Consider the following 24,795-nt stretch of genomic DNA (forward strand, 5'->3'; position numbering starts at 1 on the left):
TATACTGGATGGGAATACCACTTTTTAAGCGTATTGAGGAGCGATTTATGGGGCCTTTTTCCATTGCGGCTATAGCAATAATTAGCGTATTTTTACTCACGGCATATAAAGAATATAACAAACAAAAAAGCCGCGTCGATGCCGATGAACTAGCAAAGGTAAACGCTGAAATAACTGAGCTTAAACAGCGGATCATTACCCTAGAGCAAATAGTCACAGATAAGTCATATCAGCTTAAAGATGAAATAGACCAGTTATAAAAAAATGCTACCTAGTTACTGAATATTAAGCTAAAAAAAAGCCACCTAATTGGTGGCTTTCATGCAAACGCAAACGCGGCTTAAATAAATAAGTCTTTGATGTTCTTTAAATCGCCCTTGCCTTCAGTAAGCTCTTCAACTGACAAACCAGAGACTTCATGTGGAAACACTAACCACTCATCTGATTCATGAATAAAATAATCAGGCTTTAACGGTACTGCTGTGTTTTGTGGCTTGTAGTATGGGCAAGCAATACGCACATCTTTTGGCATATTCAAACGCATCAAGTCACTTAAGTTTTCCATCAAAGCATGGATACTACGACCCGAGTCAAATACATCATCAACAATCAATAGACCGTCGCTAGCATTGGCGTTTTCAACAATGTAATGCAAACCGTGAACCTTGATCTGCTTACTTTGCTTATTAATACCGTAATAAGATGAAGTACGTACGGCAATGTGGTCAGTTTCCACTTTTTTGAAATCAAAAAACTCTTGTACTGCGATGCCGATTGGAGCACCACCACGCCAAATACCAACAATAAACTGCGGACGGAAACCGCTTTCATAAACTTGCGCTGCTAAACGAAACGAATCTTCTAGCAATTCTTGTGCGGTAATAAAGCGTTTCTCTGACATCTGACCGTCCCCATCTTGTTATTAATATCTAAATTAGGTCTTACACTCATGGCACTAAAATCTTACCTATTAGTGGCAATGCTGCATTGAATTTATCCACTAAGAATAGATCAAAAAATATAGGCTAAAGAGTATAAAAAGGCAGGTGATGATATCTATTCCAAGATCTGTAATAGGCGCTGATTAATCACTTAAAAGCATTAACCGCTTAACATCTAAACACCCACCGGATTTTGGAGGCGAATTTTATACTAAATCGATAAGTATTGCTGTAAAAAAGCCAAAAACTTACACCAGAATCACTAAAAAAATTGGGCTACCAGCAAAGGTAGCCCAAGATTTATCTTTCACTGACATTATGAGTTAGCAAGTACTAACTTGCAGGTTCAAGCTTATGAGAACCTGCTTTAGTGACCATAGAAAAGTTACGTTCAGTATTTTCAACGAACGCACGAGTATAAATCGTATCAACAAAACGCCAGTCACTACGCACTTCCTCATGCGTGAAGGTCAGCGTCATTAAGCCACGATTCATTAAGTTGGCGTAGGTAAGGTTATCCACTAAACCGACTATCGCTTCCTCGGTTGCTGGAATATCCTTTTCATCAATCCCCAAATAATACTCAAGCCCCGGTGATGATACCGAGCTGGTTGCAAACTCAACCCCTACTGGATAGCCGGCAGCATCAGCTAACACGTTCGCCCAAGCATTATGAGTATCACCCGCTATCACCACGAGGTTTTTAACCTGTGATTTTGCCGTCGCAAGAATCACCTCACGCTCATAGGCGTAACCGTCCCACGCATCTAAGTTATATGGAATAGATGGCAACTGCAGCAGAGCCATCACTTCAGGCGTTAGCTTGTCACCAAAAAAGGCTAAATACTTAAGCTCATCTTCAGTCAAAGTCGGGTCGCCAGCAGCCTGTCTTGCTGCAATCTGCGCCAGCGCAGCTAATTGACCAAACTCTGGAATAGACAACTGTTGAGTCGCAATTGCCGCAGGTAGCATCATTTGCCCCATCAACACTTGCTGACCTAAAACCTGCCAAGTAGCCGTAGATGTTAGCAGCGCGCTTTGCAGCCAAGCTTGCTGCTCTTGCCCAAGCATAGTGCGATTGGTATCTGTCACATCCGCCATAAAACGTGCACTGTCCAAGCCACCTGTCGCAGGATCCATATACTCAGCGTAATCTAATGGCTTATCACGACCAACAAGACGAGTATCCAACATATGTAAATCTAGCAGATCACCATATTGGAACGAACGATAGATCTCCTCATGGTTACCTTCACGCCATGGACGAATTGGCAACCATTCAAAATAAGCTTGCAGCGCCGCCTCTTTACGAGCATCAAAATCACCTTCGCCATCATTATGGTTTTCTGCACCATCACGCCAGCTATCATTCGCCACTTCATGGTCATCCCACACAGTAATAAATGGATTTTTACCATGTAGTTTTTGCAAGCTGATGTCACTGCGATACTGGCCATAGCGAGTACGATAATCCGCAAGGCTGATTAATTCACCTTCAGGCAACACTTCACGTTGCAGTTCGGCTGCGCGTTCACTGGCGTATTCACCGCGGGCATATTCATAAATGTAATCACCAAGATGAATCACTGCATCGAGATCGTCCATTCTTGATGCCATCTCATATACGTTGAAATACCCAGCAGGAAAGTTGGCACAAGATACTACCGCAAACTTAGCTTGCGATAATTCGCCCTGTGGTAAAGTCTTGGTTATTGCTGATTGTGAGGTTTTACTGCCGGCTTTAAAGCGATAGAAATATTGCGTCCCAGCTTCAAGCCCAACAGCATCGACCTTAACGGTATAATCTCTATCACTGTTAGTGATGGTTTCGCCAGTAACGAGCAATTGACTAAAAGCCGCATCGGTTGCCACTTCCCATGACACTTTTATATCACCATCTCGCTCAGGACTAACGCGGGTCCAAATAATCACCGCGTCATGGCTAGGGTCACCACTGGCAAGACCGTGTAAGAATTCGGCATAAATGCCACTGTCGTCATCATCGCTGCTACAGCCCATTAAGCCATACGATACTACTGCAGCGCCTACACCTTTAGCCGACATAGCTAGGAAGTCTCTCCGAGTAAAAGGTCGTTTCATTATTATTATTCCCTTAATTTTCTGTCTAAGTTGCCTTAGTTTTTTCAGTGTTTAGTGGTACGAGGTCTAATCAGATTTAATACTAAAGCACCAGCATTACACGAAGAAGACAATGATGTAAACAGCTTGTTAAAGCTGAAAAAGGTTTACACAACAGCAAAAATTAGTACAAAAAAAATGTGTAAACTTAGTTTTTAAAATCAATTGAGGCATATAGTATGGGCGTTTTTTATTAAGATGAATCCAGTGTAATAGGATGAATCGACTCTAAAAAGTTGTTAGTAAACGGCCTGTAAAAAGGGCGCCCAAAAGGAGTATAAATATGAATCGAGCGATTTTAGTCTTGAGTGTGTTGCTTGCTTTACTCGCAGGCTGTAGTAGCACAGAGCAAACAGTTCTCTATGACGACTTAGAGCAAAAAGGCGATGCTATCTATTATCAAGACGCCCTTTATACTGGAATATTTATACATAAGGACAGTCAGCAAAGAGTAAGAGCTAAAGGGTACCTTAAAGACGGTCTCCTCCAAGGAGAGGTTGTCAGCTATGACATTTATGCCAGAGTAATCAAAACCGAATACTTTAAAGATGGCAAACCCCATGGGCTCTTCACCAAGTTCTATGAAGATGGCAGCATAGAAGAGCAAGGCCAATTTGAAGCGGGCGAAGCGGTCGGCAAATGGCTGCTTTATTATGAAACTGGCGCCCTAGCTCGGGAGTCTTTTCACAAAAATGACCGTCCTGAAGGACAGTGGACATACTTTAATGAAGATGGAACGATTAAAGAAACACGCGTCTATAAAAACGGTCAATGGATAGAATAAAGCCCGCTTTGACGTTAGCGCCTAATACGTAAGGTGCAAATAACCGGAGCGTGATCGCTACTTTGGCTATCGCGCTCAAAGCTTGGATTCACTAGGTGCCTATCTTCGGTGTGATAATCACAAACCTCGGCAACGCTATTATCAAAACTGGGATCAAAGTCTGCTGAGAGTAATATGTAATCCAGTACATTACCTTGCGCGCCGTAGTAATGAGTCGGCGCCCGCGATGCCCTTGCTTTAGCAAGCATTCGCTCTTCTTCCACGGCAATTTCATCAGCGCTTGCATCGCTTGCCTTATCGCCAAATAAGTCCTGCAAACCTTGTTGAAACAGCTTATATCCATCGGTTAATGGGTAATTTGCTAACTCACCTAGACCCTCTTTTTCAAAACGCAGCTCACGGTTAGTTAACGGCGATAATACCGAGCTAGTCAGCTCTTCATTAAAGTCACCCATTAATACCATAGGCTGGTTGGTCTCAATCCGTCTTTGCAGCATGGCATGCAGCAGCAACACAGCTTCACTGCCGCGCTGAATACTCGACGCCCATTGGCCGAGACTGTTACGCCCTAATAGCTCACCGAAGTTAACTAAAGGCGCCGCTGTCGCAGACCCTTTTTGCTGTACAAACTTGGGCGGAGGCAATTCATCCAGATGCGGGCGTTTAGATTTAAAGTGCACCACGTAGATATCGCAAAGGCCTATTTGCGGCAACTGCACCGTGACCCGCAGTGGTTTACGGCTAAATGCAAAGTTAGCATTAAGGCCGAGCCCATGAATGTACTCAGGCTCAGCTTCAATCGCGGTAACTTCAGTGAAAGGATATTTTGAGGCAAGAGCAACTACCGGATCGCGACAGATATAATCGTCAATCACAGTTGGCTCACCCACAGTGGCAAAGTGCACATAGCCAGCAGCATGCATCTGTTCAGCGAGTGCCTGCGCAGAAAACACCTCTTGCAAGCCTATGATATCCGGCTGATGCTGCGCTAAAAAATCCGCCAACCAGGTTTGCTTTTTTTGCCACTGCTCTGCGCTATAGATATTTTCAAAATCATAATAGGCTAATGGCGGCTCAATGTAATTAAACAGGTTAAAGCTCGCCAGTTTGACTCTATTGGTTTTAGCGTCTGTATTCGAATTTGCCATGTCAGCCATTACTACCTTTTAACTACCTTTCACATATGGATGCCTAAGCGGGCGCTTTAGTTATAAAAGCAAGCTATGCAGCGCCTTTATTACCTTTTAATTTGATAAACAATTGCATCAATAACACAGCTAATGCGCCAGCAATCACGCCAAAAATCGCATTCAAAATACTGGGAGTGATAAATGCCACTACGGGGCCGACAAAATCAAACGCCTCAACCCAAGCGGCAGCTGCGCTAATCTTATCGCCAATCCAATGCCAGCCGTGAGTTAAAATACCGCCGCCGACCATAAACATGGCAATAGTACCCACCACCGACAACGTCTTCATTAAATAAGGCGCTGAGTTTAATAGCATCATGCCAAAGCGACGCTTAAATCGCACCCACAGAGTTTCACCCGGGCGCTGGCTTAAATACAGTCCAGCATCATCAAGTTTCACAATGCCAGCCACCAAACCATACACGCCAATGGTCATCACAATCGCGATAACACTTAAAGTAAAAAACTGGGTACTTAGGCTTTTGTCAGCCACAATGCCTAACGTAATAGCAATGATCTCAGCCGATAATACAAAGTCAGTGCGAATAGCGCCTTTGACTTTGTTTTTCTCGTACTCTTTAAGGTCGGTAATCGGCTCTTCACTTACCTCAGCACCCGCTTGCGAATGCTTTTTCGCTGAATAGCTATGATAGATCTTTTCAAAGCCCTCATAGCATAAGAACAAACCGCCAAACATCAGCAGCGGCGTTACCGCCCACGGGATAAAGGCGCTGATGAGCATAGCCGCTGGCACCAAAATGCATTTATTCTTAAAGGAGCCCACAGCAACAGCCCATACCACTGGCAACTCTCTATCGGCACTCACACCCGTGACTTGTTGGGCATTTAAGGCTAAATCGTCTCCTAACACGCCCGCTGTTTTGCGGGCTGCTATTTTACTCATTGCGGCGACATCATCTAAAATCGTCGCGATATCATCTAACAAGGTTAATAAACTGGCCCCTGCCATATCGACTCCTTTATCGCTTAAAGGCGCTTAATACTGCTTGCTATAGCAACTTGCCATAACTGCTCACTATTACCGCGCCGAAAATCCATCTCACAACACCATTAAAAACGGTATATCTGAAAAAGTACCGCACTTATGCTAAATAATCTAATGACAATATAATGTTAGCCGCTTCAAATCCTTTGTCTTCATATTTGCTAGATAAAACTTTTACCTAACCCAAAGCAAAATTCAGCCCCGCTAAGCTGGTTAAGCGAGTATACTGTCGCCAATATTTTTAACCTTGCCTATTACTTTATCTTTAATAAAGGATTTCATAATGACTCAAGATGAAATGAAAAAAGCTGCCGGTTGGGCTGCATTGCAGTACGTAGAAGAGAACAGCATTGTTGGTGTAGGAACTGGCTCAACGGTTAATCACTTTATTGATGCGCTAGCAACAATGAAGTTCGATATCCAAGGCGCAGTATCAAGCTCTGAAGCATCAACAGAAAAAATGAAAGCGCTAGGTATTCAAGTTTTCGATTTAAACAGTGTTAATGAGTTATCTGTTTATGTTGATGGCGCCGATGAAATCAACAGCCAAATGGACATGATTAAGGGTGGCGGAGCCGCGCTAACTCGCGAAAAAATCGTTGCCGCTGTCGCTGAAAAATTTGTTTGTATCGTTGATAACACTAAGCAAGTGGATATTCTGGGTGAGTTCCCACTGCCAATCGAAGTGATCCCAATGGCACGATCATACGTGGCACGTCAAATTGTTAAACTTGGCGGCGACCCCGTTTACCGTGAAGGTTGTGTTACCGATAACGGCAACATCATTCTTGACGTGTACAACATGCAGATCATGAAGCCAAAAGAGCTTGAAGAGCAGATTGACGGTATTGTTGGTGTTGTGACTAACGGTCTATTTGCTAAGCGCGGCGCAGACGTACTATTAGTCGGTACACCAGAAGGCGTCAAAACCGTTACTTTTTAATGGTTAACAGTTCGCGATAACAGCTACGCCGAAATTGCAAAAAGCCACTCATCGAGTGGCTTTTTTCATTTAGAAACCAACAGCGTTAGTCGCTAATACTCACTATGCGTGACGCTTGCTGCGGTACTTATTTCTTAACGCGGGTAATGCCTCTAACGAGCAAAGCAGTAATCCAGTCCAAATCAATGCAAAGCTCACCGCTTTAACTTGGTCAAAGTGTTCGTTAAACACTAATACCGCCAACAAGAACTGCAAGCTAGGCTCAACATATTGCATTAAGCCTATCATCGACAAGCTAGTAGCACGAATAGCTAGGGCAAAGAACACTAACGGCATCAAGGTCACTGGCGCAGAGCCGATATACAGCCACAGCATAGTCGCATCACCGGCTAATGCAGATGAAATTACCACACTTTGGTCAGAGCCCCACAGCCACAATAAATACAGCGCAGCAAAAGGAATAAGCAGCAACGCTTCAACGGTCACAGAGGTTAGCGAGTCAAAACGAATAAACTTTTTACACAGGCCATAAAGCGCGAAAAAGCTGCCCATACTCAGTGCCAGCCACGGCAACTCGCCATAGCTATAGACCATATAACTGATCCCGCAGACGCCCAAGATCACCGCCATCTTTTGCGCAGCAGACAGCTTATCGCCCAAAAACAGCACACCTAAACCAATAGCGAACAACGGATTAATGAAAAAGCCCAAGCTTGCAGCCAATACTTGGCCGTGGGTCATCGCCCAAGTAAAGCTATACCAAGACACGCACATGATAAGCGATGCCAAACCGCACAAGAGTACCGACTTTTTATCGGCTTTTAGCATCGCCAGCGACGGCATTTTGCGGCCCAACAGCACAAATACCAACACCATAAACGGCACAGAAAACAAAATTCTAAACGCCAGTAATTCGTTAATATCCGCATTAGGTAGAAATTGATAATACAGCGGCATTAAGCCCCATAATAAAAACGAAAACGCAGCAAGCGCATTGCCTTTAAATGAGGAGGCAGCATGAGTAGCAGTAGAGGGTTGCATAGAAAGTTTACAAGGCTAGAGACAAAATTAGAGTGCGCTATTGTCGCATTTAGTCCGCAATAAAAGCGTGACAAAGCTCACCCTGCGTTATCGATATTTTCCTTGCCACATTCCTTGCCACAGCCCTGGCGATAATCATTGTGATAGCCCTTGTCATAGCCCTTATGATAGCCCTTGCCATAAAAGCGCGTTTTGACGATTTATCAGCACGAACTTTTAAGCTATTAAGAGATCCCCATCACATAAAACCGTGCCACCCAAGCCGCGATTGTCAGCGTTTTTTTGAACAAACCTTACTTAAGTGTTTGCTTTTCAAACAGGTAATCAGCTAAGCGTTCAACAATTCGCTTCCTCCTGACAGCTTTTTACGATAGATTCCATTTGCTAAATTACATTTCGGCAAACCACTTGAAAAGGTGGGACGCAAAGCTTCCGGTCTGTCGGCGCAGTAAGTAGTCATTTATTAATGATTAACTGTGTCTATGATAGCGGGGTTGCCACTAGATAAATCGGACTTATTACCAAGGTATTGTGCCTAGGCAAAGTCCGACTGTTTTTAGTGCTCAGCATGCGCCGAGGTGTGGCATTAATTTGTCAACCATATATAGGACATGTGATGAAATCATTCCCAAAAAAATCGTTAGTCGCGTTAGCATTAGCCAGTCTTAGCTCAGGTGCTTTGGCACATGGTTATGTCTCGACCTATAGCGACGGTATAGCAGCAAGCCGCGTAGCACTGTGTAAGTTTCCAACTACAGATACCAACCAAAAAAATAGCAACTGTGGTGCGATTCAATATGAGCCGCAAAGTGTAGAAGGCCCTGACGGATTCCCAGAAGCTGGCCCAAGAGATGGCAAAATTGCCAGTGCTCAGTCTGCTCTAGCAACAGCGCTAGACGAGCAAACCGCAGATCGTTGGATCCAAAACCCAATTCAGTCAGGCGCACAAACCTTCGAGTGGACCTTCACCGCCAACCACGTTACCCATGACTGGAAATACTACATCACTAAACCAGATTGGAACCCGAATGCTTCGCTGTCTCGTGACTCATTCGACCTAACCCCATTCTGTGTGATTGAAGGCAACATGGTGCAGCCGCCTAAACAAGTTAGCCACAACTGTGTTGTGCCTGAGCGTGAAGGCTATCAAGTAATTTTAGCGGTTTGGGATGTAGGTGATACTGCAGCCTCTTTCTATAACGTGATTGACGTGAAGTTTGATGGCCAAGGCCCTGTTTTACCGGACTGGACACAAGCAGGGCAAATCAACCCAACAATGGATCTGAATATTGGTGATTCAGTGTATACCCGCGTATTCGACCAAGCAGGTGAAAACTCAACATACCGCACTGAGCTAACCATTAGCGATGCCAACATGGGCCAAGCTAAAAATTGGACTCATGCACTAGCAAGCAAAGTTAACCAACAGCAAACTCAGCTACAAGCCGGCCAGTTTAATCAAGGTAAATTCACCCCAGTTTACGGCGCGAACCCTGTATACATCAAAGCGGGTAGCGGCATCGAGCGCGTCGAAGTGGGTTACAACATCGAAACCCCTGAGCCAGAATACTCGTTAACAGTTGATGGTTTAGAACAGACTTACACCATCACCAGCGAGCCAACCACGCTTGAGCTAACACTGACAGCACAAGCTGATGTCACCACAGAGCTAACGGTTTACAACCATCACCGCGAGCCACTAGCAAGCTGGACAGCTGAGATGTTCGATGGTCAAAATGAAGCCGTAGCGTTAACACTAACTAAGTCAGAAGCTGGTCACCATATGCTAGTGACTCGCATCAAAGATGAAGACGGTAAGTTAGTTGATCAGCAAACCTTAGATTTCCACCTAGAAGATGAAGCCGTAACCCCACCGGCCGGAGATTATGACTTTGTATTCCCAAAAGGTTTATTAAGTTACACCGCTGGCACTAAGGTACTTGCAACTGACGGTAAGGTTTACCAATGTAAGCCTTTCCCATACTCAGGTTACTGCATGCAGTGGACAAGCACAGCGACTCAGTACCAACCAGCAATCGGTTCACACTGGCAAATGGCTTGGGATAAGCTGAACTAAATCCCAGCCCTAAGCGTTAATACCATTAATACCAAGCCTCAGTAAAACACTGGGGCTTTTTTATCATAGTGAGGAAAAGAGTCATCAGCCGCTAAACCAGTATTGCTAGCACAAAGCTGCGTTGCCCCGTTTTTATGTTAATGCTAAGTTACTTATCCTTTTGTTATAAAAGGCCGCTTATAAACTAGGTACAGGGAAAGGTCTCACTAATACCTAGCAGTATTAAAAGTCACTTAAAGGAGTAAACAGTGAAGCAGATGATTAGCAGTGCCATTGTCGCGCTAACAGTACTTATATCAGCCCAGGCGTCAGGCCACACGTTTGAGGGCAACTGGTACTTTGTAAAAGGCGAATACAAAAAGCCTGACGGCACTATTTTAAAAGCCGACAACAGCAGCCTAGTGGCAGTTAAATCAATTAAGGGCGATATATTCTCGCTAACCAACACCGAAGATGGCGTGTTTCTAGGTTACCTAGCAGGTGACTTTTTAGTAGATGGCGACAACTACACTGAAGCGGTAAAAACCGGCACTCGCGCCAAGCATCACGGTAAAAACTACCATTTCAAAGGCTGGCTAGAAACCAGTGAAGAAAACGGCAAAATCGTCACCTACTGGCACCATGAAGGCGAAGTAGAAGGTATCAAAGAATACGAAGTGTGGCGCAAGCTGCTCTAGCCTATTTGCCGCGAGAGACAATCTGTTTAATCAGAGCAAGCTAAACCCATTAGCTTGCTCTATTAGCGCATTTTGCCAAGCGCTTGAGTTAACTCTTGCAGCTAACTCAGCTTGTGATTAAGCAGTCTTACTATTTAGAAGCTGTTGCGACTCAAGCCAGCCCATAGCCACTAACGCCGCCAACGAGCAAACCGCTTCATCATTCATATCAACAAATTCAAGCTGTTCAATTTCCGCATCAGGCTGTAACTCCCCGCTAAAGTCAGCAAAGTAGCAGGTCAATTTAACCGACACACCCTCAGCCTTACCATCCGCCTGCGCCGTAAAGGTATTCATATACTTAATGCTAGCAGGCTCAAGATCGACAGACAGCTCCTCTTTAATCTCACGCACTAATGCCTGCTCATCACTCTCTCCCGCCTCACGCTTACCACCCGGCAGATAAAACAACGCTTTACCTTTAGAGCGCACCGCCAACAACTTACCATCTCGAATCAACACCCAAGCAAGCTTATCAATCACTTTCATTATTATTTACCTTTAAGTTGGTAGTAGCGTGTTTCGTGATAGGTATCAGGCGAAACTGTAAATAAAATATAGACAGCCATTTTAAATCTATTAATGTAGTTCTAGTGTGGCACTTAAATATTTGGTTAAAATTAACAGGGAAGTAGCATAAGCCAAGCATCTTACGTTTGCTTTAGCAACTTGCTAGCACTTACTGATATAAACTTTCAACGTATGCCGTAACAGGTTCTTCTAAAAGGTCTTGAGGGTGATCTCCTCCAAAAGTTGCCCACTTACTTTTACCTGAGAATGTAGTATTCGCAATTTCTTTTTTTGTTTTAGAATCAAATGTAATTATTTGAATTTCTAGTTTATCAGGAATACCTGACCATTCAGTTGCGCGATCCTCCCAATGAAGAATGATAGGCTGAACGTAATAGCCATATGTACTTGAATCAATAGTTTCTAGACAACTTACTCCTTCACAATCTTTTGTGATCGACACTTTGCGAGAGTTTTTGGAAAATGCTCTTCTTATTTCATTAGCAGTCATGCGACCAGAGTTTTTATACTCCGTTTGATCATAGAATCCGTTTTCCGGTGTTGAAATTAGAACGCCAACATTTCTATCTAATTGTACTTCTGGCTTTTGGAATTCATTGTGCTTATAAGAAGAACTACACCCAGCTAAAGTTAATAAGGTGGCTCCAATAAATACAAGATTACGATTCATGTACATAACTCCTTTGTACAACTAGCAGCTTATTAAACAGCAGCAGCACCGATAAAGTTGTTATCGGTGCTGCATCTTCAAATTCTATCTGTGCGTCTCGACAAAAACCTTAGCATCAATATAACCTATTGTTTTAATAGGTAGTACTAAAATCAGCAGAATATTATCGCAACGCTATAGCTCATTAAAACGCCAAAGCGAATCCCTCTTTTAATCTTTACTAAGCAGTGAGGTTTACGACAAAACCTACAGAAAACACCGATTCCCCATCGAAGTTGCCGAAGTACGTTGGAATAAATTTCGTGAGTCCAGACAAGGATGTCTGGCTAGCTTTCGCGGGGCAGGATGCCCCATCGGAAGCGTTAGAAATTTATCCATAAGTATGAGGATCAACAACTACGTCTGGGGCGCTGAGGGTTCGTTAAGGGGGACAAGCGCTTTCCCCCTTGACTCGGGTGTGGGCGAAGCGCCACGACTTTAGTTGTTAGACGCAGTCTAACTTAATCACTTTTATCAAACGAAGTTTGATTGCTATAGCTATAAAGCGTTAGTTAGACGCTGCCTAATAAACCTATTACATGAATGCCAACAACGGTGAAATACACAACAAAACACCCGTCACAATAATCAAATTAGTCGCCCAACCTTTGTACTTGTTCAAGTGCGGTACCTTGTACACCAAATAAGCTGGGATCAAACAACCCACCAAACCAAATATTGGGCTACAAACAGAAGTGAACGACAGGATTGGCGCATTTAACGCAATCGCCGACCACGCCAGTAAGATAATGAATACAGTGATGAGTTTATTCACTAACTCTTTGTTGATATCTGACTCTTTACGGCTACGCAGCAAGATGTTCATTGCAATACCACGACACGCTTCTTGGAAGGCTAAGAACACGCCGAAGAAAGAAGTCACTACCGCAAAGATGTTGATCACGATACCGGTAATGGTCGCCCAGCTACCTGGGAAGTACTGTGCAATAATCGCTAAGGCCGAGATATTTTGATTCATCGCCTCAGTTGCTTGGGTTTGGCTAATGGCAAAGGTAAACGATATTGCAAAGAAGAACACCACCACAAACAGAATAGCAAAGGCAATTTTCATTGCTCGCTCAGCCTTGAAACGTGCTACTTCAATCGATTTTTCATGTGAGCGATATGAGATCACCATTGGGCTTAACGACTGGATAAACAGAATCGAGGTTAAGGTAAATGGCAGGGTAATAATGGCATTTTTCAGCATAGGGCCAAACTCACCCATGCTTGGAATATTGGCCATATCCCAACGTGCCATCAGTAATATGCCCATTACCGCGACTAATGTCAGTACTGTTACCGCCATAAAACCTGACAGCTTAAACAGCAACTTCTCACCTTTTGAGCCAATAAAAGCGAGCACACAGATTAGGCCTAAACCATAGAACACATTGTCACTAAGCTTGCCTTCAGTCACCCCAAATGAATGCAGGTAAGAGGCACTGTCATTAGTTACCGCTAACGAGTAAACCAGCACCCAAATAACCAACATCAAGAAGTACAGCACACCGAGTGCGATGCCCCAGTTTTTACCAAGATAGTTTTCAATTACGCCAGGGTAATCGGTACACTTTTTTGATTCAGCGAGTGTATTGATAAATAGCTTTTGGAAGAGATACATGGCTGGGTAACCGATGATGGATGACAGTAAAAAAACCCATAATCCCATTACGCCAACTTGAACAGGCAAAAATACAATACCGGCACCGATAGCCATACCAATACTCATTACAATCCAGCCAAGGTCGACACTGTCAAACTTGGTCGCTTGTTGCCATTCAGCTTTGGTCATATTGGCGCGTTCGTGTAAGGGTTGCGCTTGTAGGTCAGCACTTGGTGCACCTTGGACTATTTCACTCATATATCAATTCCATTAAATTTGGCTAAAGCCACTGATATGATAAAAATTATAATTATATTTGTGCCTATGAGAACACATGGTTTTATAGCGTTTGCTTGGCCTGAGCATACTCAAGGATGGAGAGAATTTTTTTATTTAAAATGCCATCAATCAGCGTAAATTTAGCAAAACATGCTCTCAATTAAGTGAATTTTTCAGATGATTTATCCGTACTGATCCAGATCAAGAGTTAATCACTTTTAACCGCCCAATAGTTTGATGCCCTTCACCTTATTAGTCATTAATCTTCAGCTTACAAGAATATAAAAATGTGATTTATTTCAATATTTTAGATTTTAAGTTAGAGAGGTATGGCGCACATTTAACGAATTAAAGTGATAGCCACAGCTAAATCAAATCTAGATGTGAGCAAAATCACTCACCCCCAAAGGGGATGAATATGCTTAAAAATTAGACTTGTAGAGCATTTTTTAGTAAGGGTACTTAAGCCCGTTGTTATTAAGAGCGAGTCCCAGAGGCGGTACTGATATTGATTGGGATCTTTGAATCGGCCTTTCAATACTGGGCAGTAGAGTAGCTAGAGGATAATGTCGACAGAGAAAGAGCATGAGCCAGAAACTAAAAAGCCAAATCGACGCACAAGGAACGTCGATTTGGCTTTTGTTTTCGCATAAGCACTCAGCTTAAGCTTTTATTTTGAAACAGTAGATACACGCGGGTAATAAACGCAGTGACTTGGCTTTTATTTAGTTTTAGCCAAATCCCGTTTATTTGTGCATCATAATCTCTAAGATCTGCACATCAGTTTGGGTCATCGCGCCATTGGCTAATGCTGCAAGGTTACGAATGGTTTGATCGACATCATCAGCAACAATACCTTCAGTGCCAGTGACTCGAATGCCATCAATCGCCATTAAGGCCGCTTTTACCGCAGCGCCTGCCGATGAAGACACCTTCATGGCGCAAGCAGTTTTGGCACCATCACAAATAACCCCGCTAACATCGCCAATCATGCTGCAAATGGCGGCGCTAACTTGCTCTATTTCGCCATCAAGTAAATAGGTAATGCCTGCTGCTGAGCCCATCGCAGCGGTGGTTGCGCCGCATAGCGCTGACAGCTTGTTTTGATAGCTCTTAATGTAGATAGCGGTTAAATGCGACAACATTAATGCGCGAACGGTTTGCTCTTCACTCGACTTTAGAAAATCTGCACTAACAACCACAGGCATAGTGGCCGCAATACCTTGGTTGCCTGAGCCTGAGTTGCTCATGGCGGGCATCATAGCGCCGTCCATACGTGCATCAGATGCGCCAGCGGTGCGGGTTAATACTTCAGTTAATAAGCCGCCAGACAATAAACCTCTTTCTTGGTTTTTAACGAAGGTCGCGCCAATTTTTAAACCATAATTACCGCTAAGGCCTTCAACCGATAAGGCATCATTTAGGTTTTTAGCCTGCATGATAAATTCGATGTCTTGTAATGGTGCATGAATGGCAAAATCATAAATATCTTGCAGTTTTGCTTCGATAAATGGGTCGACTTTAGCATTGCCTTTAACCACCTCTGCCTTTGACTCAACTATGCATTGCTCGCCATTTTTTTCAATCGCAATAACTTTAGTGTGGCTATCGGCAATGGTCACGCTCGCCGTTTGTTGCTGATAATAAACCGTAACTTTAGCGTACAAGACATTAGCCACATCAGCCACACCAACGGTCACTTGGTTGTTATCCAGCATCAATTTGGCGATTTGAACATCGCTTGCGGTCAGGCCTTTTAGCACCTCAAGACCAGCATCACGCTCACCTGCAACAGCGCCGATTGCGGCAGCAATTGGCAAACCAACCATACCCGTGCCAGGGATCCCAACACCCATGCCATTTTTCATTAAGTTAGCAGAGACACTGACGTCAATCTTGATGTCCGATGAAACGATACTGGCTTGGTCTTTTATCCCTAGCTCATCAATAGCAATGGCTGCAGCTAATGCCACTGAAATTGGTTCTGTACAGCCAAGGGCTGGAACGACATCACGTTTTACTGCTTCAAGAAATAAAGGCCATAAGTGTTGGTTCATTGTTCTACTCGCTTTTAGTCATCGACACTACTTTAAATAACGTCATTGCAATCTTTGATTCATTGTAATGGATTGACTGAAGAAATATTTTTCCATTTTTTCTACAAATAACACAACAAAGAGAATATTTTTCTACTAAAATACATTCTTAAATTATAGAACTGCTTAATTAAGCAACTATAGATAATCAATTAATAAACGCATTAGGAAAACCTTGTGGTTGAAAAAGTAAAGTTAGATAAAGTAGACCGCCAGCTGCTCACCATGCTGCAGCACGATGTGACCTTATCGCTTAACGAGTTGGCTAAAGCGGTTAATTTAACGACCACGCCTTGCTGGAAACGCCTAAAGCGTTTAGAAGAAGAAGGCGTTATTAGTAAGCGTGTCGCCCTGCTCAATCCAAGTAAAATTGGCGTTGATTTCACCGCATTCGTACAGGTTAAGACTTGCGACCATTCTCACGCTTGGTATGAAACCTTTATTGAAGCTGTGTACGCTATGCCTGAAGTGATGGAGTTTTACCGCATGGCGGGAGAATATGATTATATGATGCGGGTACAAGTTGAAGATATGGCGGCTTTTGACCACTTTTATAAGCGTTTGGTTAACCAAGTTGCAGGCCTCACCAATGTCACTTCGACCTTTGCTATGGAGTCATTGAAGTTCAGCACGGTTTTACCATTAAAACCTGCCTAGTTTGCTGATTTACCAAGTTTTCTTCTGTAAAAATCAAACAAAAAAGGATGCAATCAATGCATCCTTTCTCTGAATATAGAATCCGTTCACGTTAGTTATAGACGATAGCTACTTAGGCTCTATCTGCTCAACCATCAACTGCAAGCTCTGATTGCCTCTAAACTCGTTTACATCGAGTTTATACACCACCTGCGCATATTGAATCGTAGCATCAGGCCAAGTCTTCAAGTCCACATTAAAGGCGATGGCATCGAGCATCACCCGGCCGCACTCAGTTTCTAGAATCAGCTTTAAGTGCTTTTCACCGACAATCCGTTGCTGTATCACTCTAAAGTAACCGTCAAATAACGGCTCAGGGAACGACTGTCCCCAAGGGCCTGCTGCACGTAATTCACTAGCAAGATCCAGTTTAAACTGCTCAGGCACTAGTTCGCCGTCAGATACCAGCTCACCGGTCAATAATTCTGGCGCTAACACTTCACGTACGGCTTTATCGTACGCATCAGCAAACTGGGCAAACTGCCCTGCTTGAATCGACAGACCCGCCGCCATGGCATGGCCACCAAACTTTAAAATCATTCCCGGGTGGCGGCTGTTGATTAGCTCTAACAGGTCGCGCATGTGCAGGCCCTTAATCGAACGTGCAGAGCCTTTAATCTCACCCTCGCCCGCTTCGGCGAAGGCGATCACTGGGCGGTGATATTTATCTTTAATCCGCGAGGCTAAAATACCGATAACCCCTTGGTGCCAATCCGCTTGATAAATGGCAATGCCCCAAGGCAGTTCAGCTTCATTAAGCTCGATACTCTCAAGACTCTTAAGCGCTTCTTGTTGCATATCCGCTTCAAGATCGCGGCGCTCAGCATTCAAACCATCAAGTTCCGATGCCATGCGTCTTGCTAGCATGATGTCATCGCACAGTAAGGTTTCGACCCCTAATGCCATTTCATCTAAACGTCCTGCGGCGTTTAGCCTTGGACCTACTGCAAAACCAAAGTCAGAGGCAACAATACGCGATGGTGTGCGTTTAGCCACTTCAAGCAGCGCAGTAATCCCCACGCGGCAGCGCCCTGCTTTGACTCGCTGCAAACCCGCTTCAACCAAAATACGGTTATTGGTGTCGAGTGATACCACATCGGCGACAGTACCAAGGGCAACAATATCCAACAATTGCGCAAGATTCGGCTCCACGATATTTTGCTGTTGGTACCAATTACGGCGTCTTAGCTCGGCTCGAAGCGCCGACATTAAGTAAAACGCGACGCCAACCCCTGCAATCGATTTACTGGCAAACTCGCAGCCATCTTGATTAGGGTTCACAATTGCATCGGCATCAGGCACTGTGTTGCCCGGCAAGTGATGGTCGGTAATCACTACTGTCATGCCCAGTGCTTTAGCTGCAGCGACGCCTTCAATCGATGAAATACCGTTATCAACGGTGATCAGCAGTTCGGCATTTTTACTGGCAGCAACCGCAACAATTTCAGGGCTTAAACCATAGCCGTAATCGAAGCGGTTTGGGATAAGGTAATCAATTTTTTGCGCGCCCATCATCCGCAGCGCAAGCACACATACACTGGTAGAGGTGGCACCATCGGCGTCAAAGTCGCCCATAATAAGAATCGCTTTTTGCGCTTCTATGCCATCAGCAACAATTTTCGCTGCTTGCGCTAATCCCGCCATAGTATCTGGGCGCAGCAACTTAGCTAAGCTCAATTCACAGTCAGATGCAGCAACGCCACGACTGGCATAAATCTGTTTTAAGATCGGCGAAAACGTATCGGGAAGGTGGCTATCATCCACTCTTGGACGGCGTACTATCTGATGGATCACGTGAGATTAAATCCTCTGAAAAATTGACTCGATTAGCATAACAAGACTGCCGCTAAAGGGGCACAAAAAAGGTGAGCCTTGGCTCACCTTTTTTTGTCGCTTAACTAAAATCGCTATTATTGCTGCGATTCAAGTGTGCGTAATAATGCCTCTGGTGGCTGGTAACCAGGGATCAAAGTGCCGTCGTCTAAAATAATTGCTGGTGTACCGTTAATGCCAAATGCTTGGCCTAACTGATATTGCTCTTTAATTTTAGCATCACATGAGGCTTTCTGAACTGCTCTGCCATTTTTAGCATCGCCCATCGCTTTTAGTGGGTCTTTAGCACACCATACTGATTCCATTTCATCAGCATTTGCAGATGGAACACCTGCGCGTGGGAACGCTAAGTAACGTACAGTAATACCTAAGTCGTTATAACCGTCCATTTCGTTGTGTAATTTACGGCAATAACCACAGCTAACATCAGTGAAAATAGTCACTACATGCTTTTCGTTTTTCGCTTTGTAAACCAACATATGATCTTCAAGCGGCTTCATCATATCGATGCGAGGACCTGCCATTGCCGCTTCAGTTAGGTTTTTCATGCCCTTATTTAAGTCATAAAGGTTACCGTGAAATAACTTTGAACCGTCTTTAGTAATATACAGCACGCCACGATCGGTAAAGGCTTCGTATAACTCAGCAACCGGTGATGGCTTAATTGAAATCACTTCAACGCTAAGGGTGTCGCTTAGCTTTTGCTTTAACGCTGCAGTGTCGTCACTAGTGTTTGAAGCTGCGCTAGCGGCTGGTGCAATTAACATTGCCATAATCAAAGAAAACGTTCGAGTGAACTTCATGGGTATTCCTACTCTTTTGTAAGGGTCAGACTTATTGGATATAAACGATTAGACCTAGTTTGGAGCTGAAAAGTTACAGACTCAACCAAGTTAAAGCAAATTATTTGCTGTAACTAAATCATACAGACGTGAAATCCATCAAATATTTAGCCAAAGTCTAGATTTAATAAGTGGCTTTCTCCAGTCAACAAATCTAATACTTAGCTTCAACTAAAGTGAATCAGCCAAACTAATAAGGCTTATAAATTAGCCTCTTGGATGATGTTCACTATGCAGGCTGGCTAGTCTGGCCGTGGCTACATGGGTATAAATTTGCGTAGTTGATAAATCGCTGTGGCCGAGTAATAACTGCACCACACGCAGGTCTGCACCATGATTTAATAAGTGAGTGGCAAAGGCATGACGCAAGGTATGCGGCGACAATTCAGTGCTAATGCCAGCTCTTAATGCGTATAGCTTAATTCGATGCCAAAATGTCTGCCGCGTCATCTGTTGGGCTCGTTTAGATGGAAACAACACATCGCTTTGCTTGCCTTTCAGTAGCTCTGCTCTAGCAAATTTTAAGTAAGCCTCTAGCTCAGCCACCGCTAACTCACCCAGCGGTACCAAGCGCTCTTTGCCGCCTTTACCGGTAATGCGCACTAAACCTTGGCGCAAACTGAGTTGTTCCATGGTGAGCCCCACCAACTCTGAAACCCGTAAACCCGTTGCGTATAAAAGCTCAAGCATGGCTTTATCACGGCTTTCTATCGGGTCATCATCAACCGGCTCTGCTAGTAAGCGATCAATGTCTTCTTCGCTAAGTGAATCAGGTAACTTACGTGCCAGCTTTGGCGACTCAATTAAGGCCATTGGATCTGTATCAATTTGCTTTTTAACGATTAAATAACCATAGAATCGCCTTAAGCTACTCATCATGCGCGCACTACTGGTTTTAGCGCTACCTTTATCAAAACGCTCAGCGAGGTAGTCGCGCACCTCAAATTGCGAGCAACTTATAAGCTTGCCACCACGCAGTTGTAAGTAACGGTCGAGATGGCGTAGATCCGTACGATAGGCACTTAAGGTATTATCACTTAAGCCTTTGGTCGACCAAAGATCATCTAAGAAAATATCAATAATGCTATCGGCCGTGTACTTTTCTGACACTTCTCATTCCTATTTACTTTAAAATAAGGCCCCAGCTCCTAGGACGCTTCACTGCGAGGACGGGCTAAAACCCTGCGAGGAAAAGCAAAAGCCAAAAGCGCAGCGTTTCGTACGTGACGCAGTCACATTCGTAAGGCCACAGGCCGTTCGCCTTCTAGCGTCTTGACTTTTCTTAGGGCCTAAAACCTGCTTTCCTAGCCCCTTCTTCTAAACCTTCTTTAAACAAAAAGGCGATGATTCAGTGAATCATCGCCTCAATATTATGCCATTGTGTGACGGTTCGCTATCTTAACGACTAACCGTCATCACTAAGTTAGCTCGCTGCTAACGGCTCTTTTGGTTTTTTAGCCATTAAACAAGCAATAATCACGATTGCGGTTGGTAGTAACCAAGCCATGCCTTCGTTATGTAGCGGCATAAAGTTAAAGATGCTTACATCAACTTTAGCAGCTTTAAAGCCGTCAATAATACCGAAGAATAGTGCCACACTCACGACCAAACGGTGCGCTGTTTTCGGGTGAGCAAAACGTTCAGTTAAGAAAGTCACTGCAACCAAAGCTATCGCCACAGGGTAAACAGTCATTAACACTGGAACGCTAATGTCGATTAACTGTGCCAAACCTACGTTAGCAACCGTTGCACACACAATGCTTACGATTACGACAAAACGGCGGTAAGAAATTTTTGGTGCCACTTCGTTAAAGTATTCACCACACGCACTGATTAAGCCTACAGAGGTAGTTAAACAAGCAAGCGTAACCACAGATGACAACAAGATCATGCCACTAGCGCCAAACTTTGCAATCACGTAGTTACTTAAAATCACGCCACCGTTTTCAGCACCAACAGCTAAATCGCCCGCTGTAGCACCTAGATAAAATAGTGAAACATAAACAAAAGCTAGACCAGCTGCAGCAATCAAAGCTGCTTTAATTAAATACTTAGTTTGCGCAGCAGGCTCGCTAATACCTTTTTTACGTAGAATATCGATAATCAACATACCGAAAATCAATGACGCTAAGGTATCCATGGTGTTATAGCCTTCCAAAACACCCTTAGTTAGTGGGTGAGTTTGGTATTCGCCAACGGCAGCGCCAATGTCACTACCAGGAATAACGATAACAGAGATCGCCAGACCCACTAGCAATAGAATAAGGATAGGGGTTAATACCTTGCCGACGCTATCGAGTAATTTACCAGGGAATAGTGCTAAAACCATTGATAAACCGAAGAAGGCTAAGGTGTAGAACAGTTGGGTTATATTCAGTGTTAAACCTGCAATCATAAAGGTTGCAGAAGAATCTTCTAGAAACGGCTTGAAGCCAACTTCATAGGCTACTAAGCCTGTTCTTGGCGCAGCAAATGCAGGGCCTATAATGATGAAGATCGACACAGCAAGTGCAGTTGCAGCGATGGGGGGCAGCAGTTGCATAATCTTACCGTTCGCTTTAGCGACAGCAATCAGAGTGATCAGTGGTAAGCCTACAGCAGTAATAAGAAAGCCAAACATGGCAAAGGTGATATTCTCGCCGGCTAAGAAACCTGCTAAAGGTGGGAAAATTAGGTTACCCGCGCCCAAAAAGAACGCAAAGGTCATAAACCCTAACCCCAACGTATCTGCAATACTCAACTGATTATTCTGCACTTTATTCCCCATCTAGATTTTTTTATTTAGTTAACGATTTCATGCCGTCATGCCTTCAAGACATCCCGTTAGGACGACAATAAAAATGTGTAATTATTACTTTACATGGTTCCGTGGTAAATACGGCCTATTCTTGGCGAGTTTTTGAACAGTAGCGGAAAACATTAACGCTTAAATTGCTTTAAAACTGGTTTACCTACTCTAAAACTGGGCTTTTACCAAGTAAAGAGGGGCATACTATTATCAGAGTCATATCTAATTAACAAGCAAGCATACGGAATAAACTGCATTCTCGATATAAACCAAAACACCTTATTAACAAGTGCTTTTCATAACTTACATTCGCCCTATTAGCCGCCACAACAAGACACATCTGCTTTAATAGCCAGCAAGCGTTTTAAAGCTAGTAACCACTTACCAGCAGCAAAATTCACCGTTTGCTTAATAATTAACAAATTCCATGGCATTGGCTAATTTCAGGCTTGGCTTGTTTAGCGTACAATTAGCTTCATCCTTATATTTAATGTTGCTGCTATGCCATTCACCTTTAAACGTTTTCATATTGATGACACTCGCTGCGGTATGCCTGTGAGCACTGATGGTGTGTTACTTGGTGCATGGGCGCCGTTAACTCAAGCTAAAACTATTTTAGATCTTGGTGCTGGCAGCGGTCTGTTGAGTCTAATGGCAGCACAGCGCAGTAACGCGAACATTACGGCCGTAGAACTTGACCCACAAGCCGCGCTTGATTGCCTAAGCAATTTCAGTGCTAGCCCTTGGGCTGCGCGTTTGTCACTTGTGTGCTGTGATATTCAAAGCTATTGCCTGCATCAAACGCAACAGTTTGACCATATCATCTGTAACCCGCCCTACTTTGCTAATGGTCCACAATCGAGCATTAGCGCGCGTGCCACTGCGAGGCACACTGATAGCTTAAGTTTTGACACTTTATTACTGTCTATCAAACAGCTGTTAGCGACTAACGGTAGCGCGAGTTTAATTCTACCTAGTGAATCGGTTGCTGAGCTTGAAGCAAAGTTGGCAAGTCACCAACTGCTATTACGACACAAACTACTGGCAGCCAGTGTTGAAGGCAAAACACCTAACAGGCAAATACTGCTACTGACCCACCTCAGTGGCAATGACGCAGAGCCTGAAATCATAGAGCAACTGACTATTCGTCAGAAAAACGGCCAGTACAGCGACCAATTTATCCAACTCAGTCAGGATTTTTATTTAAAGCTCTAGGATCGGCGATCTAATCGTTTAAAGTCTCTCCTATAAGCTTTATAATGTCCGGCTATTATTTATTGAGATGCCACGCATGCAATTTGAAGATCTCCAGCTTGACCCTTGTTTGTTAGAGTCACTGAAAGCAATGGGCCATAACAAGCCCACTACCATACAACAGCAAACAATCCCAGTCGCAATGGAGCAAAGAGATATCTTAGCTCGCGCGCCTACTGGCACGGGTAAGACGGCAAGCTTCCTTCTGCCTGCGTTGCAACACCTTATCGACTTCCCACGTCGATATGGCGGCCGTGCACGTGTATTGATCCTGACACCGACTCGTGAACTTGCTAGCCAAATTCACCGTTATGCTAGCCATTTGGCTACAGGCTTAGGTTTAGACACTGTGATTATCACGGGTGGCGTACCTTATGGCCCACAAGAAGAAGCCCTACAAAAGAACGTTGATATCTTAGTTGCGACTCCTGGCCGTTTAATGGAGTACTTAGATAAAGGTCACTTCAACGCAGAAGAAGTTGAAGTATTAGTTATCGACGAAGCTGACCGCATGCTAGACATGGGCTTTTCTGCCGTAGTTGAAAGTATTGCTATCGAGTCTGTAGGTCGCAAACAAACGATGTTGTTCTCTGCCACGCTTGAGGGCAGCGATGTAGGTCGTTTCTCACACAACCTACTGACTAACCCAGTTAAACTAGAAGCTGAAGCACCACGCAGTGAAAAAGCCAAGATCCACCAGTGGATCCACCTTGCTGACGATAAAGCACACAAGTTTGCTTTGTTGTGTGCACTTCTAAAACAAGAAGATGTGCAACGCACCATTGTTTTCGTTAAAACTCGTGAAGCGGTAGCAAGCCTTGAAGGCCTATTACAAAAAGAAGGTATCACTTGTGCATTTATGCGTGGTGATATGGAGCAAAAAGCGCGCTTCCAAGCACTGGGTCGCTTCACTAAAGGCGAAGTAAATATCTTGCTAGCGACGGACGTTGCTGCACGTGGTATCGACGTTGACGACATTACTCATGTGATTAACTACGATATGCCTCGTTCTGCCGACACATACGTGCATCGTATTGGTCGTACCGGCCGTGCAGGCGCTAAAGGTACTGCTATTTCATTAGTTGAAGCACATGATATTCGTGTTGTCGGTAAGATTGAGCGTTATATCGAGCAACCACTAAAACGCCGCTTCGTTAAAGATCTACGTCCAAAGAACAAAGAAGCCAAGCCACCTGGAAAGAAAAAGCCTGGTCCAGATAACAGCAAAAACTTCAGCAAGAAGAACAAGAAGAAAAAGAAGAAGTAGTCATACTTCATGCTCATTATTAGGGTCACATTATGTGACCCTTTTTTATGGCTAAAA

21 protein-coding genes and 1 riboswitch are annotated in these 24,795 nt (G+C 44.0%); of the genes, 8 read left to right on the forward strand and 13 right to left on the reverse strand.

Features of this window, described 5'->3' with window-relative positions:
* The first annotated feature begins 47 nt into the window (after positions 1-47).
* Positions 48-260, forward strand: a complete 213-nt coding sequence (locus tag L2747_RS03735; RefSeq protein WP_248997752.1) for a hypothetical protein — start codon at positions 48-50, stop codon at positions 258-260.
* An 80-nt stretch (positions 261-340) separates the two neighbouring features.
* On the opposite strand, the gene L2747_RS03740 is transcribed toward L2747_RS03735, so the two are convergent.
* Both L2747_RS03740 and L2747_RS03745 read right to left on the reverse strand, forming a co-directional pair.
* Positions 341-901 carry a phosphoribosyltransferase gene (locus L2747_RS03740; protein WP_248997753.1) on the reverse strand — a complete coding sequence of 187 codons (561 nt, stop codon included), beginning with the start codon at positions 899-901 and terminating at the stop codon, positions 341-343.
* Positions 902-1,274: 373 nt separating this feature from the next.
* Entirely contained in the window at positions 1,275-3,041 is a 1,767-nt protein-coding gene (locus L2747_RS03745; protein ID WP_248997754.1) for an alkaline phosphatase D family protein, read from the reverse strand.
* 322 nt (positions 3,042-3,363) lie between these two features.
* Between L2747_RS03745 and L2747_RS03750 the strand changes: the two genes are divergently transcribed.
* The gene (locus tag L2747_RS03750) at positions 3,364-3,864 is read left to right on the forward strand and encodes a toxin-antitoxin system YwqK family antitoxin (protein ID WP_248997755.1); all 501 of its coding nucleotides are present in this window, start codon (positions 3,364-3,366) and stop codon (positions 3,862-3,864) included.
* Between the two features lie 14 nt (positions 3,865-3,878).
* On the opposite strand, the gene L2747_RS03755 is transcribed toward L2747_RS03750, so the two are convergent.
* Together L2747_RS03755 and L2747_RS03760 are read right to left on the reverse strand one after the other, a co-directional pair.
* Entirely contained in the window at positions 3,879-5,012 is a 1,134-nt protein-coding gene (locus tag L2747_RS03755) for an endonuclease/exonuclease/phosphatase family protein (RefSeq protein ID WP_248997756.1), read from the reverse strand.
* Between the two features lie 73 nt (positions 5,013-5,085).
* Positions 5,086-6,024 (reverse strand): DUF808 domain-containing protein, encoded by a 939-nt coding sequence (locus L2747_RS03760; protein ID WP_248997757.1) that lies wholly within the window; start codon positions 6,022-6,024, stop codon positions 5,086-5,088.
* Between the two features lie 319 nt (positions 6,025-6,343).
* Here L2747_RS03760 and rpiA point away from each other — a divergent pair, with 319 nt between their 5' ends.
* A complete protein-coding gene (gene rpiA, locus L2747_RS03765; RefSeq protein WP_248997758.1) occupies positions 6,344-7,003 on the forward strand; it encodes a ribose-5-phosphate isomerase RpiA in 660 nt (219 codons plus the stop codon).
* A gap of 102 nt (positions 7,004-7,105) precedes the next feature.
* On the opposite strand, the gene rarD is transcribed toward rpiA, so the two are convergent.
* The gene (gene rarD, locus L2747_RS03770) at positions 7,106-8,044 is read right to left on the reverse strand and encodes an EamA family transporter RarD (RefSeq protein WP_248997759.1); all 939 of its coding nucleotides are present in this window, start codon (positions 8,042-8,044) and stop codon (positions 7,106-7,108) included.
* A 388-nt stretch (positions 8,045-8,432) separates the two neighbouring features.
* Positions 8,433-8,546, forward strand: a riboswitch (cyclic di-GMP riboswitch).
* 114 nt (positions 8,547-8,660) lie between these two features.
* Between rarD and gbpA the strand changes: the two genes are divergently transcribed.
* Both gbpA and L2747_RS03780 read left to right on the forward strand, forming a co-directional pair.
* Positions 8,661-10,121 carry an N-acetylglucosamine-binding protein GbpA gene (gbpA, locus tag L2747_RS03775; RefSeq protein WP_248997760.1) on the forward strand — a complete coding sequence of 487 codons (1,461 nt, stop codon included), beginning with the start codon at positions 8,661-8,663 and terminating at the stop codon, positions 10,119-10,121.
* Positions 10,122-10,378: 257 nt separating this feature from the next.
* Entirely contained in the window at positions 10,379-10,798 is a 420-nt protein-coding gene (locus L2747_RS03780) for a hypothetical protein (RefSeq protein ID WP_248997793.1), read from the forward strand.
* Between the two features lie 117 nt (positions 10,799-10,915).
* On the opposite strand, the gene L2747_RS03785 is transcribed toward L2747_RS03780, so the two are convergent.
* From L2747_RS03785 to L2747_RS03800, 4 genes are all read right to left on the reverse strand, one after another.
* Positions 10,916-11,326 (reverse strand): NUDIX hydrolase, encoded by a 411-nt coding sequence (locus tag L2747_RS03785; RefSeq protein WP_248997761.1) that lies wholly within the window; start codon positions 11,324-11,326, stop codon positions 10,916-10,918.
* Positions 11,327-11,516: 190 nt separating this feature from the next.
* Positions 11,517-12,038: a DUF4823 domain-containing protein gene (locus L2747_RS03790; RefSeq protein ID WP_248997762.1), complete on the reverse strand. Its 522-nt coding sequence runs from the start codon at positions 12,036-12,038 to the stop codon at positions 11,517-11,519.
* A gap of 574 nt (positions 12,039-12,612) precedes the next feature.
* A complete protein-coding gene (locus L2747_RS03795; RefSeq protein WP_248997794.1) occupies positions 12,613-13,872 on the reverse strand; it encodes an amino acid permease in 1,260 nt (419 codons plus the stop codon).
* Between the two features lie 836 nt (positions 13,873-14,708).
* A complete protein-coding gene (locus tag L2747_RS03800; RefSeq protein ID WP_248997763.1) occupies positions 14,709-16,019 on the reverse strand; it encodes an L-cysteine desulfidase family protein in 1,311 nt (436 codons plus the stop codon).
* 216 nt (positions 16,020-16,235) lie between these two features.
* On the opposite strand from L2747_RS03800, the gene L2747_RS03805 reads away from it, so the two are divergent.
* On the forward strand, positions 16,236-16,715 hold the full coding sequence (locus L2747_RS03805) for an Lrp/AsnC family transcriptional regulator (RefSeq protein ID WP_220778627.1): 480 nt from the start codon (positions 16,236-16,238) through the stop codon (positions 16,713-16,715).
* A gap of 108 nt (positions 16,716-16,823) precedes the next feature.
* On the opposite strand, the gene recJ is transcribed toward L2747_RS03805, so the two are convergent.
* The 4 genes from recJ to brnQ all read right to left on the reverse strand — a co-directional run bounded on the left by recJ (position 16,824) and on the right by brnQ (position 22,196).
* Positions 16,824-18,548 (reverse strand): single-stranded-DNA-specific exonuclease RecJ, encoded by a 1,725-nt coding sequence (gene recJ, locus L2747_RS03810; RefSeq protein ID WP_248997764.1) that lies wholly within the window; start codon positions 18,546-18,548, stop codon positions 16,824-16,826.
* A 116-nt stretch (positions 18,549-18,664) separates the two neighbouring features.
* Positions 18,665-19,390, reverse strand: a complete 726-nt coding sequence (gene dsbC, locus L2747_RS03815) for a bifunctional protein-disulfide isomerase/oxidoreductase DsbC (RefSeq protein WP_220778632.1) — start codon at positions 19,388-19,390, stop codon at positions 18,665-18,667.
* Between the two features lie 246 nt (positions 19,391-19,636).
* The gene (gene xerD / locus L2747_RS03820; protein WP_248997765.1) at positions 19,637-20,539 is read right to left on the reverse strand and encodes a site-specific tyrosine recombinase XerD; all 903 of its coding nucleotides are present in this window, start codon (positions 20,537-20,539) and stop codon (positions 19,637-19,639) included.
* Between the two features lie 313 nt (positions 20,540-20,852).
* The gene (gene brnQ, locus L2747_RS03825; protein WP_248997766.1) at positions 20,853-22,196 is read right to left on the reverse strand and encodes a branched-chain amino acid transport system II carrier protein; all 1,344 of its coding nucleotides are present in this window, start codon (positions 22,194-22,196) and stop codon (positions 20,853-20,855) included.
* A 522-nt stretch (positions 22,197-22,718) separates the two neighbouring features.
* Between brnQ and L2747_RS03830 the strand changes: the two genes are divergently transcribed.
* Positions 22,719-23,432, forward strand: a complete 714-nt coding sequence (locus L2747_RS03830; protein ID WP_248997767.1) for a tRNA1(Val) (adenine(37)-N6)-methyltransferase — start codon at positions 22,719-22,721, stop codon at positions 23,430-23,432.
* A 76-nt stretch (positions 23,433-23,508) separates the two neighbouring features.
* Positions 23,509-24,738 carry an ATP-dependent RNA helicase SrmB gene (gene srmB / locus L2747_RS03835; RefSeq protein ID WP_248997768.1) on the forward strand — a complete coding sequence of 410 codons (1,230 nt, stop codon included), beginning with the start codon at positions 23,509-23,511 and terminating at the stop codon, positions 24,736-24,738.
* The last annotated feature ends 57 nt before the right edge of the window (positions 24,739-24,795 follow it).

The sequence above is a fragment of the Shewanella marinintestina genome (assembly GCF_023283845.1).
In the GTDB taxonomy this organism is placed as follows: Bacteria; Pseudomonadota; Gammaproteobacteria; order Enterobacterales; family Shewanellaceae; genus Shewanella; species Shewanella marinintestina.